At 70.8% G+C, this 13,885-nt stretch carries 12 protein-coding genes; all 12 read left to right on the forward strand.

Going from position 1 to position 13,885, the window contains the following annotated elements; translation table 11 throughout:
- Positions 1–187: 187 nt before the first annotated feature.
- The 12 genes from D7X96_RS24255 (at position 188) to D7X96_RS24310 (ending at position 13,885) form a co-directional block, all read left to right on the forward strand.
- On the forward strand, positions 188–1,579 hold the full coding sequence (locus D7X96_RS24255; RefSeq protein ID WP_147468386.1) for an AMP-binding protein: 1,392 nt from the start codon (positions 188–190) through the stop codon (positions 1,577–1,579).
- A 47-nt stretch (positions 1,580–1,626) separates the two neighbouring features.
- Positions 1,627–1,869 (forward strand): acyl carrier protein, encoded by a 243-nt coding sequence (locus tag D7X96_RS24260; RefSeq protein ID WP_120547710.1) that lies wholly within the window; start codon positions 1,627–1,629, stop codon positions 1,867–1,869.
- A gap of 4 nt (positions 1,870–1,873) precedes the next feature.
- On the forward strand, positions 1,874–2,488 hold the full coding sequence (locus D7X96_RS24265; RefSeq protein ID WP_120547709.1) for a GNAT family N-acetyltransferase: 615 nt from the start codon (positions 1,874–1,876) through the stop codon (positions 2,486–2,488).
- Positions 2,482–3,567, forward strand: a complete 1,086-nt coding sequence (locus D7X96_RS24270) for a C45 family autoproteolytic acyltransferase/hydrolase (protein WP_121770834.1) — start codon at positions 2,482–2,484, stop codon at positions 3,565–3,567. The genes D7X96_RS24265 and D7X96_RS24270 overlap by 7 nt, the downstream gene beginning before the upstream one ends.
- The gene (locus D7X96_RS24275; RefSeq protein ID WP_121770835.1) at positions 3,561–5,198 is read left to right on the forward strand and encodes a class I tRNA ligase family protein; all 1,638 of its coding nucleotides are present in this window, start codon (positions 3,561–3,563) and stop codon (positions 5,196–5,198) included. Before D7X96_RS24270 ends, D7X96_RS24275 begins: the two co-directional genes overlap by 7 nt.
- Positions 5,195–6,463 (forward strand): lysine N(6)-hydroxylase/L-ornithine N(5)-oxygenase family protein, encoded by a 1,269-nt coding sequence (locus D7X96_RS24280; RefSeq protein WP_121722123.1) that lies wholly within the window; start codon positions 5,195–5,197, stop codon positions 6,461–6,463. Before D7X96_RS24275 ends, D7X96_RS24280 begins: the two co-directional genes overlap by 4 nt.
- Positions 6,460–6,804 (forward strand): cupin domain-containing protein, encoded by a 345-nt coding sequence (locus D7X96_RS24285; RefSeq protein ID WP_158626304.1) that lies wholly within the window; start codon positions 6,460–6,462, stop codon positions 6,802–6,804. The genes D7X96_RS24280 and D7X96_RS24285 overlap by 4 nt, the downstream gene beginning before the upstream one ends.
- A complete protein-coding gene (locus tag D7X96_RS24290; RefSeq protein ID WP_121722121.1) occupies positions 6,804–7,895 on the forward strand; it encodes an NAD(P)/FAD-dependent oxidoreductase in 1,092 nt (363 codons plus the stop codon). Before D7X96_RS24285 ends, D7X96_RS24290 begins: the two co-directional genes overlap by 1 nt.
- 7 nt (positions 7,896–7,902) lie before the next feature.
- Entirely contained in the window at positions 7,903–8,418 is a 516-nt protein-coding gene (locus tag D7X96_RS24295; protein ID WP_158626623.1) for a GNAT family N-acetyltransferase, read from the forward strand.
- 129 nt (positions 8,419–8,547) lie between these two features.
- Positions 8,548–8,817, forward strand: a complete 270-nt coding sequence (locus D7X96_RS24300; RefSeq protein WP_120547702.1) for a hypothetical protein — start codon at positions 8,548–8,550, stop codon at positions 8,815–8,817.
- 59 nt (positions 8,818–8,876) lie between these two features.
- Entirely contained in the window at positions 8,877–12,959 is a 4,083-nt protein-coding gene (locus tag D7X96_RS24305) for a non-ribosomal peptide synthetase (RefSeq protein WP_158626624.1), read from the forward strand.
- The gene (locus D7X96_RS24310; protein ID WP_121770838.1) at positions 12,956–13,885 is read left to right on the forward strand and encodes a 3-oxoacyl-[acyl-carrier-protein] synthase III C-terminal domain-containing protein; all 930 of its coding nucleotides are present in this window, start codon (positions 12,956–12,958) and stop codon (positions 13,883–13,885) included. Before D7X96_RS24305 ends, D7X96_RS24310 begins: the two co-directional genes overlap by 4 nt.

The following is a 13,885-nucleotide window of genomic DNA, read 5'->3' on the forward strand; positions in this document are numbered from 1 at the left end:
GCCCTTGACTCACCGTGAAGCGATCGACTAGTTAACACCCCCGGAAAGCGCTGGGAGCGCTGGAAGAGGGGGAAAACTGGAACCTGCATGTGACATTGCCGTCCGGCTTACGCCCCATGTGAACCATGTCATCGGGCGGATTCCGGAGTGGAAGGGTGCCTTCCATTTCTACGAGGGCGGGCGCCCCGTGGTTCGCCGGGCAGCGGACCTCCAATCCGACCTCCGGAAGGCTGTCACCCTGCTGCGGCGTGAGGGTTTACAGCCCGGCGACCGCATCGGAATCGTCGGCGGCAACTGCTACACGTGGATCCTCCTCGACCTGGCCTGTATGGCTTGTGGCCTGGTCTCCGTGGGGTTTGATCCCATCCATCACCGCTGGAGGGAACTCCAGGCGGAGCTGGGGCTCAAGCGGACGTATGAGATTGCGGACGCGGCCACCCCCTGGCAGGTCCTGGGAGAGCCGCCCGCGGACGATGCCCTCACCGAGCCGCTCCTCCCGTACACCTTCGGTCCCGACGACATCATCGGGATGAAGTTCACTTCAGGCTCGACGGGTGAAACCAAGGCCATCGAGCTGAAGCGCAAGAGCGTGGACGACACGCTCACCAACGTGCAGGGCATGTTCCACCACGGCCCGGGTGACAGGTTCCTGCTCTTCCTTCCGCTGTATTTGAACCAGCAGCGGTTCTGGATCTACTCGTCGCTCCTGTTCGACCATGACGCCGTGGTGGTGCCGTACCGGCTGGCGGTGATGGCGCTGCGCCGGGAACGCCCCACGGTCGTCATGGGCGTGCCGGAGTTCTTCACCAGCCTCATCAAGGGGCACGACCCGGCCGTCCCGGAGCAGCGGGAGCGCTTCCGCGAGCTGCTGGGCGGCAACATCCGCTACCTGTGGACGGGCTCCGCTCCCATCAGCCTGGCCGTGCTGCAGGCCTACGCCGCCATGGGCATGCCGCTCTTCCAGGGCTACGGGATGAACGAGACCTGCATCATCTCCAAGAACCACCCGGGGAATGATCGGCTCGGGAGCGTGGGGAAGGTCGTCCCCAGCAAGAGCGTGCGCTTCGACGACGAGGGGCAGATCCTCGTGAAGAGCGCCCACGAGGTGAACGTCCGCTACGCCAACGTCCCGGAGGACGTGAGCGCCCTGACGTTCCGCCCGGACGGGTACGTGGCGACAGGGGACCTGGGCCACCTGGACGCGGACGGCTACCTGTACGTGACGGGCCGCGTGAAGGACATCGTCGTGCTGTCCAGCGGCCGCAAGGTCAGCCCCATCCCGCTGGAGAACCGGCTCCAGGAAGCCGCGTGCGTCGACAAGGCGGTCGTCTTCGGCAGCGGCCAGAGCCACCTCGTGGCGCTCATCTCCGCGGCCGAAGGCACCACGCCCGGAGACGTCGAAGCGGTCGTCGCCAGCGTGAACGCGCGGCTCCCGGAGGACGAGCGGATCCGCAAGTTCCTCCTCGCGCCGGAACCGCTCACCCGTGAGAACGGCCTCCTGACGTCGCAGTTCAAGGTCCGCAGGAACGCTGTCTGGGCCCGGTACGAGCGCGAGCTGCTGGCGCTCTACGGCCACTGAGCGCGCGCCTCACCGTCATCCCCCCTTCAGACGAACGGTCTCAACCCATGGACATCGTGGTTCAGGAAGTCACCCGTCAGCTCAACCAGGTCGCCGCGGGCGCGACCTTCGGCCAGGACACGGACCTGCGCAACGTGCTGGGCCTGTCGTCGCTGGCCCTGGTCTCCGTGCTCACGCAGCTGTGCGAGGCCTTCAACGTCGACATGCTGACCCTCACCGACGCGGACCTCGCGAAGCTGGACACCGTGGGGGACCTGGTCGGGCTCTTCACCCGGGTGAAGGGGAACTAGCCCGATGAGCGGCTTCTTCTCCGACCGGAGCGTCGTCCTGGAGGACGAGGGCGTGCTCCTGCGGCCCATCGTCGCGGCGGACGTCGACGCGCTCGCGCGGGTCGCGTTCGATCCCGCCATCTGGAAGTTCTTCGTCACGTCCATCCAGACGCGCGAAGACCTCCAGCGTTTCGTGGAAGAAGCCGTGGAGTCCACCCGGGCCGGCACCGCGCTGGCCTTCACGGTGGTGGACAAGGCGTCGGGCACCGTCGCGGGCAGCACGCGCTTCGGCAACCTGTCCGCGCGCGACCAGCGCGTGGAGGTGGGCTGGACCTGGCTGGGACGCGGCTTCCAGGGCACCGGCGCCAACACCCGCTGCAAGCGCCTGCTGATGGCCTACGCCTTCGAGCAGCAGGGCGTACAGCGCACCGAGTTCAAGACGGACGTCCTCAACCAGCCGGCGCGCCGCGCGCTGCTGAAGGTCGGCTGCACGGAGGAGGGCGTCCTGCGCTCGCACACGCTCATGCCCGGCGGGCGGCGGCGGGACACCCTCTACTACTCGGTCCTCGCGGCCGAGTGGCCGGACGTGAAGCGGCGCCTGGACGCGCTCGTCACCCGGGGAGGCGGCGGGCCATGTTGACGCCCCTTCGCGAGGTGACCGTGTCGGGGGATGCCCTGACGCGGGGCGCGCAGCACGGCGAGGCGCTGCGCAAGGAGATCCAGGACTTCGTGCGGGACGACTTCGCCCGCGTGAACCGGATCCGCCACGCGCCGCTGCCGGAGTCCCGGCTCTGGCGCATCGTGGATGAACACCGCAGCGTGCTGGAGGCGGTCGTGCCGGAGCTGGCGCGGGAGCTCCAGGGGCTCGCGAGGGGCGCGGACATCCGCTACGAGGAAGCGCTGCTGCTCCAGCTGCGCCGCGAGCTGATTGGCGCTCCGGCCGGACCCGCGGGCGGGGACTGCAGCACGCTCGCGCTCCGCGACGCGCGGGGCCGCCGGCTGGCGCAGACGGTGGACCAGGACGGCCTCATCGCGGACCTGGGCATCGTCCTGCGCATCCTCCCGGAGCGCGACGGCGCTCCGGAGGTGTTGCTGTTCACCTTCGCGGGGCTCCTGGGCTACCTGGGCCTCAACAGCTTCGGGCTCGGCGTCGCCATCAACCTGCTGACCTCCGACGGGGCCGGGCCCGGCGTGCCGCCGTACCTGCTCGTCCGCGAGGCCCTGGCACAGCCGGACGCCGCGTCCGCCGTGAAGCGCCTGGAGGCGCTGCCCCGCGCCAGCGCCCGCGCCCTCACGCTCTTCGACGCGCACGGCGTCACCTGCTGCGAGTTCACCCCCAGCCGCCTGAGGACGTGGACGGCCAGCACCTTCCTGCGCACGAACCACTTCCTCCACGAGGAGCTGGTCGCCGACGACCGGCTCAACATCTTCAGCCGCAACGGCTCACGCCGGCGCCTGGAGCTGCTCAAGGCGGGACTGCCGGCCGCGGTGGATGACGCGTCCACCTTCACGTTGTTCTCGGACCACTCGCTGTTTCCCACCGGGCTGTGCGCGCACGCGGAAGGGGACCTCCGGCGTCCGGACACGGTCGCCGCGGTGGTGATGCGCCCGGACGAAGGCGCCCTGTCCGTCGTCAAGGGCAACCCCTGCCGCGCGGCCCCGCTGACGTTCCGGCTGTCGAGCGCCACCCCAGTCCTGAACGAGGCCGCCTCATGTTGACCCGCTCGCGCGCGGTGAAGGCACCGCCCCATCTGTTCGTCCAGGTGATGCCCACGCCCAACGGCCGGCTCCACCTGGGACACATGTCCGGCCCGTACCTCAAGGCCGACATCCTGGCGCGGCACCTGCGCCTGCAGGGCGTGGAGGCCCACGTCATCTCCGGCGCGGACTCCTACGAGTCCCACGTCGAGCTCAAGGCCGCCCAGACGAACAGCACGGAGCACGCGGTCGCCACGCGGTTCCACGGGTTGATCGTCCAGGAGCTGGAGGCGCTGCGCATCGACAGCGTCTTCACGGATCCGCTGCGGCCGGAGCTGCATGACGAGTACGTGGCGTTCAACCGCCGCACCCTCGACGCGCTCACCCGGCAGGGTGGGGTGGAGACGGTGCGCGAGAAGGTCCGGTACTCGCCGTCGCTCCAGCGCTATGGCGCCGGCTGCTGGATCGCCGGCACCTGTCCACAGTGTGGCGCGGGCTCCGGCAGCTACTTCTGCGAGGCCTGCGGCGGCCACTACAAGCCCGAGGACCTGCGCGACGCGCGCTGCACCTTCGACGCCCAGGACATCCGGGAGGTGGAGGTCGAAAGCCTCTTCCTGCGGCTGCGCCGGCGGAAGGAACTGGACGCGCGCATCGAGCGGATGGGCATCCCGTCCGGCTTCCACCAGATTCTCACGCGCTACCTGGACGCGCAGGGCGAGCGCGTCCGCCTGACCAACCCGGGCCGCTGGGGCATGCCGTACGGGCCGGGGGACGGCGTCATCTTCACGTACACGACCGGGCTGCTGTCCTTCTCGCTGTTCTGCGCGGAGCTCTTCCGGCGGAAGCACGGCCTCGCGAAGCACCCCTTCGCGCCGGACTCCGGCTGCGTGACCGTCGCCACCTTCGGCATCGACAACACGGTCGCGTACCTCGCGGGCGTGCTGGGCGCGGCGGTGGAGTGGGACGACGTCAAGCCGTTCGACTACTTCCTCACCAACCACTTCTACAACCTGGAGGGGCGGAAGTTCTCCACCAGCCGGGACCACCTGGTGTGCGCGAGCGACCTCGTCACCGGCTCCGGCGTGTCCCCGGATGCGATCCGCTACTTCCTGGGCCACGTGAACCCGGAGGCGGGCCCGAAGGACTTCATCGTCTCGGAGTTCGTGGACGTGAACAACCGCGTCCTGGCCGGAGGCCTGGAGGCCCTGCTGTCGCGCGCCTTCGCCCGCGTGCGCACCGGGACCGTGGACGCGCCGTCGGACCACCTGATGCGGGAGCTGGACGGCGTGCTGGAGGCGCAAGCGGCCCACCTGCGCCTCCCCACGACGAACCTGGCCCGCGCGGCCGCGTGCATCGACACCTGGCGCGACGCAGGAGAGCGCCTGGACGCCTCCGACGCCACGTCCGCGTACTGGTGGCTGAAGGGCTTGAGCCTGCTCGCCGCCCCGTTCATGCCGGACGTGAGCCAGCGCATCTGGACGTTGCTGGGGCACGGCGGCGAGCCCCGGCTGGAGGCCTTCACGGACCGGCCGGTGCTGGCGGCGGCGCCGGTGTGGACGCCCGCGTTCCAGCCGGTCACCTCGGAGGCAGTTGAGCGAAGTGTCCACCGCGAGGCCGCACGCTCGCCGGTTGGAAAGGGGGCACGCGAATGAAGTCACCAGCACGGTACGACGCGATTGGCGTCGGCATTGGACCCTTCAACCTGAGCGCGGCCGCGCTCTGCGAACCGATTTCCACCCTCTCCACGCTGTTCGTGGACCGCAAGGCGGAGTTCTCCTGGCACCCGGGGCTGCTGCTCTCCGGCGCGACCATCCAGACCTCGCACCTGAAGGACCTGGTCACGCTCGCGGACCCCCGCAACCCGTACGGCTTCCTGTCGTATCTGCACGCCCACGGCCGGATGTACCGCTTCATCACCTCCGACTTCCGGGGCGTCGAGCGCGCGGAGTTCGACGACTACTTCCGCTGGGTCAGCAAGCAGCTGCGCAACCTGCGCTTCGGCATGGACGTGCAGACCGTGGACTTCGACGGCGAGCACTTCATCGTCAACGGCAACGCGGACCTCACCTCGCGCCACCTCATCCTGGGCACGGGCCTGAGCCGCTGCGTCCCGGAGTGCGCCGAGCCGCTCATCGGCAACCGCGTCTTCCACAGCGACACGCTGCTCAACCAGGGGCTGGACTGGAAGGACAAGCGCATCGCCATCATCGGCGGCGGGCAGTCCGCCGCGGAGATCTTCCGCCACCTGCTCTCGGACGAGCAGCGCTTCCCGTCGCACCTGTACTGGGTGTCGTCGCGCAGCAACTTCCTGCCGCTGGACGACTCGCCCTTCACCAACGAGCTCTTCACGCCGGGCTACAGCGCCCACTTCTTCGAGCTGCCCCTGGAGCAGCGGCTCTTCACCGTCGACAGCCAGAAGCTGGCCAGCGACGGCATCTCCATGAACCTGCTCCAGGACATCTACCGGCGGCTCTACTCGCTGGAGTTCCTGCGGGCGCGCAAGCCGGAGATCGCCCTGCGCGCCAACAAGCGGATGGTCGGCCTCACGAAGTCCGGCGCGGATGAATACACCGTCGCGCTGAAGGACTCGCTGCAGGGCCGCACGAGCGAGGTGACGGTGGACGCCGTCATCCTCTGCACCGGCTACCAGTACCGCATCCCCGCGTTCCTGAAGCCGCTGCTCCCGCGCATCCCGCTGGACAAGGGCGGCTATCTCTACAACCCGGACTTCTCCATCAAGTGGGACGGACCGGCGACGCACAAGATCTACGTGCAGAACGCGGCCATCAACTCGCGCGGCATCGCGGATCCCAACCTGAGCCTGATGGCCTGGCGCAGCGCGAACATCGTCAACGACCTCGCCGGCCGGCCTGTCTACAAGGTCCACGACTCCAAGGAGCTGCAGCTATGGGTATGAACCGCGAGCATCCTTCCGCGAGCCTGCCCTTCGAGTCCGCGAACTTCGACGACACGGGCCTGAAGGTGGAGAAGGTGGACATGAAGTCCCTGCGCGCCGTCGCGCCCGGCTTCAAGATGTCCCGCTTCACCATCAAGCCCGGTGGCCACTCCGCGCTCGACTGTCACGAGGACCAGGAGCTGTGGTTCATCGCGGCCGGGGAGGGTGAGCTCACCCGCAACGGCAGCGAGGTGACGTCCGTCCGCCCGGGCGACGTCATCGAGCTGGGCTCCAACATCAGCCACACGCTGCGCAACACCGGTGACGGTGACCTGCGCGTGTTCTCCGTCTGGTGGATGTGATGGACGCGGCCCGGGACCCATACGATCTCGTGGTGGTGGGTGCCGGCATCGTCGGCACGCTGGTGGCGCTGCTGGCGAAGCGGCACCACCCGGGCTGGCGCATTGCATTGGTGGACCGCTCCCTCATGGGGCACGGGGCCACGCTGTACTCGGCGTACCTGGACGTGCCGCTGGGCTCGACGCCCGTCCGCCGCATGCTCACGGAGCGCAGCCGGGTCCTGTATCAGCAGCTGCGAGCGGAGCTGCCGGACCTGCCGCTGCGCGACCTGCCCGCCGTGTTCCTCACGGCCGCCGCGCGGGAGCAGGAGCGGCTGGACGGCCTGGTGCGGGATGCGGCGTCCGCCCCCCGCCGGGTCGATGCCGCGCGGGCGCTGGAGCTGGCCCCGCCGGGCTTCCGTGCTCCCGAAGGGGCCGTGGTGCTGGGGGACGTCCAGGCCGCGCGCTGCACGGCGCCCACGCTGGTGACGACGCTCGCGCGGGCCTTCCTTTCGCAGCCGGGCAGCGTGTGCCTGGAGGGCGTGGAGATCATCCGGGTGACTCCCGAAGGCGACGGCTCGCAGCGGCTGACGGCCCACGACGGACGCGAGCTGAAGGCGCGCAGGACGGCGCTGTGCCTGGGGCCTTGGCTGGGCAGCACGCGCACCGCGCTGGCGGGGGTGTCGCAGCACTGGCGGGTGAAGAAGATCGCCGCGCTGCATGTCCCCATCGCGCCGCATCCCGACGCGCCCGTCCTCTACCTGCTGGACGACGAGGCCTTCCTGCTGCCGCAGCCCGAGCACGGGCGCTACCTCTTCAGCTTCCGCTCCGAGCACTGGGACTGCGAGCCCGAAGTGTCGACGTTGCGCATCGACCCGCCGGACCAGGCCCGTGCGCGAGGCATCCTGGAGCGCTACCTCGACGTGAGCGGCCTGGAGCTGGGCGGCCGCGTGTTCTGCGACGCGTACAGCGCCGACACGAATCCCTCCGTGGAGCCGCTGGCCGCGGTGCCCGGGGCCTTCGCGGTGGGCGGTGGGGCCGGGTCGGGCTTCCGGCTGGCGCCCGCGCTCGCGGAGCGGGCCGTCCACGCACTCGAAGCCGGGACGGGAGGGTAGGCGCCCCGTGGACACCGCACTCACTCCGCCGCCGTTCGCGCTGCAGGTGGGCGCCAGCGTCACGGACGCGGAGCTGGCGACGCTGCTGGACGAGGTCTTCGTGGAGGCGGGCCACACGAGCCCGCACGTCGCGGCGCGCCTCTTCGCGCCGGACCGCGTGCGAGCCCGGGGCACGCTCATCGCCGCACGTGAGCCGGGGACCGGTGTGCTGCTCGGCATGGTCATCCTGGTCGCGCCCGGCGCCGCCTCCCGGCAGATTGCCCGGGACGACGAGGCGGAGTTCCACCTGCTCGCGGTTCATCCGGAGGCGCGGGGCCGGGGCATCGCACGCGCGCTGGTGGACGCGGGCCTCCAGCTCGCTCGCACGCGGGGCTGGTCCCGGCTGGTGCTGTCCACCCAGCCCCAGATGACGGGAGCGCAGTCGCTCTACGCCGGCGCCGGCTTCGTCCGCGCACCGGACCGGGACTGGTCGAGCCCGACGTCCCGCTATCTCGCCTTCACCCTCCAACTCGAGGCGGCCTGACGCGCCTCTCTTGTCGAACCTGGAGCTGCCGCACATGCGAACGACCTTACGGAGTCCCTTCACCGAACAGCGGATGAGCGTCCCGGCCGGGGTGGCGTGCGCGTGTTGTTGCCAGCAGGTGTGAGAGCCATGAACAAGGACGCATTCATCAGGACGCTGAGCGAAGCCCTCCAGCAAGAGCCCTCGAAGCTCGACCTGTCGAAGAGCTTCATCGACAACGGCGGTTACTCCCTCGCCGCGGTCCGCTGGATTGATTTGATCTACCCCGCCACGGGGGTGGTCATGAACTTCTTCGACGTGATGGGCACGGAGCCGCTGCAGGCCCTGCTCGACGCGCCGGCGGAAGGAGCCTCCGTCAGCGCGGAGGCATCCTCCGACGTGGATGAGGGCGTCATATGACGTCCGCCGCCCCAACGCCGGCCCGTGCCACGGGCCCTGAGACGGAGCCTGCGGGCCTCGTGACCGACGCCGCCCCGGAGTTGCTGACCGCGGCGACGTACGACCTCGTCGAGGAGCTGAGCGAGGCCGGTGTCGAGCTGAGCGTGAAGGAGGGACGCCTGGCCTTCAAGGCGCCACCGGGGCGGCTCACCGACGCGCTGAAGGACCGCATCCGCGAACAGAAGGAGGCGCTGCTCGCGCTCCTGGGGCCTGACGATACCGTGCGCGCCCGTGCCCGCACGCTGCCGCTGTCGGAGCTGCAGCAGTCCTACTGGCTGGGCGAGGCCGGCACGCAGGGCATCGCCGGGGCAGGGTATTGGTACAACGGCTTCTCCGTGGAGACGCTGGACCTGGAGCGCCTCCAGGCCGCCCTCAGCGCGTTGTTCGCGCGTCACGACTCGCTGCGGATGACGGTGGGCTCGGACGGCCGAGGCCGCCTCCTGGAGCACGTGGGCCCCTTCCCGCTGGAGGTCCAGGACCTGCGCGCCCTTCCGGAGGCGGAGGTGGCGCGAGAGGTTGAGCGCGCGCGCACCCTGGTGAGCCAGCCCCAGCGCGGCGCGGAGGTCTGGCCGCTCTACCGGATGTGCGTGCAGCGGACGGCGGAGCGCTTCCACGTCCACGTCGCGGGCCGGCTGCTGGTGGGCGACGCGACGTCCTGGTTCCTCTACGTGGAGGAGCTGCGCAAGCTGCTGGAGGACCCGGCCCGCACGGACCTGCCCGCGCCGGGCCGTCTGGCGAGCCACGTCCTGCGCCGGTTCCGGCAGCTGGTCTCGGCCGAGTATCAGCGCGCCCGGCAGTACTGGGCGGCGCGCGCCATTCCCCCGTCGCCCGTGCTGCCGGTGCGCAGCCTCACCGAGCCCGGAGGCCGCATCCGCAGGTTGATCGCGGACCTGCCGGAGGCAGAGGCCGCCGTGCTCACCACGCGGGCCCGCGAGTTCGGGCTCACGCTGGACAACGCGCTGATGGGCGCGTTCGCGCTGGTGCTGGCGGAGTGGTCGCAGTCCCCGGACTTCAGCATCAACGTCCTGCATGGCGGAGGACGGCACTTTGGCCTGCCGCTCGGCCACTTCGGCGGCATCGTGCGCCTGGCGCTGAACGTCCGGCGCGACGTGTCCTTCGCGGACCTGGCGAATGCCATCCGTCACCAGCTCACCCAGGACATGGGCCACGCGTCCGTGGACGGAGTGACCGTGCAGCGGATCGCGGCGCGCCAGTCCGGCCATCCGGTCCGCGCGAACGTGGTCGCCTATTCGAGCGGCCTCGCCCTGGGCCGGTCCGACACGGAGATCGGCCTGGCGCAGCTGGGCTGGAGACCGGAGGGCGCCAGCATCCAGAGCCCGGGCGTCCTCATCGATCAGCAGGTCTTCCGCACGAAGGACGGCCTGCGCTTCCACTGGGACATCGACGCGGACACGCTGTGTCCGGGAGTAGGGGAGGCGATGTTCGAGGCCTTCCTCGCGGGTGTCCGCCGTCTGTCGGGGACGCACGACTGGAAGACGCCCCTGCGGATGGAGCAGCCCCAGGCGCAGCAGGACTCCCAGGCCCGGGCCAACGCCACCCAGGCGGAGCGCACCGTCCACCAGCTCCACGCGATGCTGGAGCGTCAGGTGCGCGAGCACCGCGGCACAGCGGTGGTGACGCGCGAGCGGACGCTGTCCTTCCAGGAGCTGGGCCAGCGCGCGAGCGGCGTGGCGAACGCCCTGCGAGCCCGGGGCGCGAAGCCGGACGTCCCCGTGGCCGTCATCGCGAACAAGGGTTGGGAGCAGGTGGTCGCGGTGCTCGGCGCGGCCATGGCCGGGGCGCCCTACGTGCCCCTGGATCCGTCGTGGCCGTCCGCGCGCATGTCAGCGGTCCTCTCCGCCGCGGACGCGGGCCTGGCGCTGTGTGACGCCGCCGGCGCCGCAGCCCTGGAGCGTGAGGGCGGCCGCGTGGGCCTGCGCATCGACGAGGTGCCGCCGGCCCCCGTGGGCACGAGCACGGACGCCCGGCTGGCGTACATCCTCTTCACATCGGGCTCCACGGGAGAGCCCAAGGGCGTCGCCATCTCGCATGACGCGGTGGCCGTCACGCTGGAGGACATCCAGCGCCGCTTCGACGTGGGCCCGGGCGACTGCGTGCTGGGCGTCTCCCACCTGCACTTCGACCTGTCGGTCTTCGACATCTTCGGCGTGCTGGGCGCGGGAGGCCGGCTGGTGCTGCCCCCGACCGGAAGCCACCCCGACCCCGCGGAGCTCTTCCCCCTGGTCCGCGAGCACGGCGTGACGCTGTGGAACACGGTGCCGGCGATCATGGAGATGCTCGTCGAGTACATGGAGGCCCGAGGCCTCCAGGCGCCATCGCTGCGGCTCGCGCTCCTGTCAGGCGACTGGATCCCGGTCACGCTGCCCGGACGCATCCGCGCGGTGTTCCCGAACGCGCGCGTGGTCAGCCTGGGCGGCGCCACGGAAGCCTCCATCTGGTCCAACGCCTTCGAGGTGCGGGACGTCCCCGCCACCTGGTCCAGCATCCCCTACGGCTACCCGCTGGCGAACCAGCAGCTGCACGTGCTCCACCCGGGCATGGGCTCTCCCTGCCCAGACTGGGTGGAGGGCGAACTGGCCATCGGCGGCCAGGGGCTCGCGGACGGCTACTGGCGCTCCCCGGAGAAGACGGCGGCCGCCTTCGTCCGGCATCCGGAGACTGGTGAACGGCTCTACCTCACCGGGGACCGGGCCCGCCGCTGGCCCGACGGCAACATCGAGTTCCTGGGCCGCGACGACGGCCAGGTGAAGATCAGCGGCTACCGCGTCGAGCTGGGAGACGTCACCGCCGCGCTGACGAAGTGCGAGTCCGTGGACAAGGCCGTCGTCGTAGCGGTGGGCCCCCGCGAGCACCGCTGGCTGGCCGCGTTCGTCACCCCCAAGGGGACGGAGCGGCCGGAGCTGCGCGACGCGCTGTCCGCGCTGCTGCCGTCGTACATGGTGCCGCGCCGGATCCACTGGCTGCCCGAGCTGCCGCTCACCGCCAACGGCAAGGTGGACCAGGCGAAGCTGCGCGAGCTCGCGCTGCTCGACCAGCCCGTGACGCTGGCGCCGCGCACGTCCGCCGAGCAGCTGATGGCGGAGCTGTGGTCGCAGATCCTCGGCCGCCCCATCCGCGACACGCAGGTGAGCTTCTTCGAGGTGGGCGGAGAGTCGGTGCTGGCGGTCCGGCTCGCGAACGCCATCGAGCACCGCACCGGCGTGCGCCCGGAGCTGGCGGAGCTGCTGCGCACCGCGACCATCGAGGGCATGGCGAAGGTGATGGGCGGCCAGCGCGGCGGGGCACACAGCGCACTCGTGCGCATGCAGCGCGGAGCGGAGGGCGCGCCCACCGTGGTGTGCATCCACCCCGTGGGCGGCACCGTGTACTGCTACCGCGAACTCGTCGACCTCCTGGGCAAGCGCTTCACGGTCGTCGGGCTCCAGTCACTGGGCATCGAGCGCACGGACCTGTCGCTGCGAGACCTGGCGGCCCACTACGTCGAACAGCTGGACGGCGCGGGCATCCAGCCCGACGTGCTCTTCGGCTGGTCCCTGGGAGGCGCGGTCGTGCTGGAGGTCCAGCGCCGCCTCGAAGCGAGGGGCACGGGCCGGGTCGCCGCCGTGCTCGTCGACCCGTGGGTCCGCAAGCCCATCCCCTCCGCGCCGGAGACCAGGTCCCTGGAGGCGGCGTTCATCCGCGACGTCCTGCGAGGCGCGGGCACGCTCAGCCTGGAGCAACTGGCCGAACGGCTGCGGACGCGCTCGTTGCCGGAGGTCGTCCAGTCGCTGGGAGGCGAAGGCCTGACGCAGCGTGCGCGCGGCTCCGAGCTCGCGGCCCTGTTCGAGCAGTTCCGCCAGAACACCTCGGCGCTGCTTGGCTACGACCCGCCCGAAGGCCCGGTCGACGCGGACGTGTGGTTCGCGGACGCGCAGCGGCCCGAGGACTTCCCGCACCTCCAGCCGTTGGACCGCTGCCGTCCGGTGCCCCGCGTCCACCGCGTGCAGGCGGACCACTACGGCATCATGGAAGGCGACGCGTTGAAGCGCATCGCCGCGGCCTTGCGGAGCCGGTTCGAAGTCACCCAGGAGGCCGCGTCATGAGGATCGGTGCATTCACGTGGCGGCTCGGCGAGCGGCGGGAGATCGACTCGCTGCCGGAGCTTTCGGCGGACGCGCGCCGCCTCCAGCGCATGAAGAAGCACGGGCTGGCCTGCTTCATGGAAGCGACCCGGCCCCGCGAAGCGCTGATGGTGGAAGCGCTCCAGGCCTCGGTCCGCGAGTCGGGGCTGGATCCGCAATCCATCGACACCGTCATCTACGCGACCGGCACCTTCGACGACCGCGAGGACGCCGCGCTGATGCCCCGCGTGCTGAGGGGCTGCGGCCTCCTGAACGCGCGCCCCATCGGCGTCTTCCTGGGCTTCTGCGCGAACTTCACCTACGCCTTCGAGTCCATCGAAGGCCTGCGCGCGCTGGGCCGCTCCCGCAACGCGCTGCTGCTCTTCAGCGATGCGTACCCTGCCGGGCGCACGCGGCTCATCCGCCAGGACTCCGCCGTCGGCAGTGATGGCGTGGCGTGCTGTGTGGTGTCGGACGCGCTGGAGCGCGGCTACGACGTGGGGCCCGTGCGTCACCACTACGACGCCCAGGCGACCGAGCACCTGGAGACGGGCGACATCGTCTCGTACGTCCGCGCGTACTCGAACGGCGTGCGCACGTCCGCGGAGGCCGCGCTGTCGGCGGCGGACCTGAGCGCGGCCCAGTGCCGGTGGCTGGTGACGGCGAACTTCAACCGCTCGGTGCTGCGCAACATCTCGGAGCTCTGCGGCATCGCGGGGGACCGCATCTACGACAGGAACATCGGCGAGCTGGGGCACTGCAGCTCGGCGGACCAGCTGATCGCCCTGGGGCAGCTCCTGGAGTCGGACCTCCCCGCCGGAACGCCAGTGCTGGTGACGGGCCCCGCGGACACCGTCTGGGGCGCGGCCGCGATGCGCCTGGTCCGGCCCGCGAAGGAGGCCCGGTGA

Origin of the sequence: Corallococcus interemptor (genome assembly GCF_003668875.1) — a bacterium.
GTDB classification, from domain to species: Bacteria; Myxococcota; Myxococcia; order Myxococcales; family Myxococcaceae; genus Corallococcus; species Corallococcus interemptor.

Bases quoted from the DNA above. Each gene is read 5' to 3' on its own strand.
- D7X96_RS24275 (WP_121770835.1), top strand. From the start codon at position 3,561: ATGTTGACCCGCTCGCGCGCGGTGAAGGCACCGCCCCATCTGTTCGTC.
- D7X96_RS24290 (WP_121722121.1), top strand. From the start codon at position 6,804: ATGGACGCGGCCCGGGACCCATACGATCTCGTGGTGGTGGGTGCCGGC.
- D7X96_RS24300 (WP_120547702.1), top strand. From the start codon at position 8,548: ATGAACAAGGACGCATTCATCAGGACGCTGAGCGAAGCCCTCCAGCAA.
- D7X96_RS24270 (WP_121770834.1), top strand. From the start codon at position 2,482: ATGTTGACGCCCCTTCGCGAGGTGACCGTGTCGGGGGATGCCCTGACG.
- D7X96_RS24260 (WP_120547710.1), top strand. From the start codon at position 1,627: ATGGACATCGTGGTTCAGGAAGTCACCCGTCAGCTCAACCAGGTCGCC.
- D7X96_RS24280 (WP_121722123.1), top strand. From the start codon at position 5,195: ATGAAGTCACCAGCACGGTACGACGCGATTGGCGTCGGCATTGGACCC.
- D7X96_RS24265 (WP_120547709.1), top strand. From the start codon at position 1,874: ATGAGCGGCTTCTTCTCCGACCGGAGCGTCGTCCTGGAGGACGAGGGC.
- D7X96_RS24310 (WP_121770838.1), top strand. From the start codon at position 12,956: ATGAGGATCGGTGCATTCACGTGGCGGCTCGGCGAGCGGCGGGAGATC.
- D7X96_RS24285 (WP_158626304.1), top strand. From the start codon at position 6,460: ATGAACCGCGAGCATCCTTCCGCGAGCCTGCCCTTCGAGTCCGCGAAC.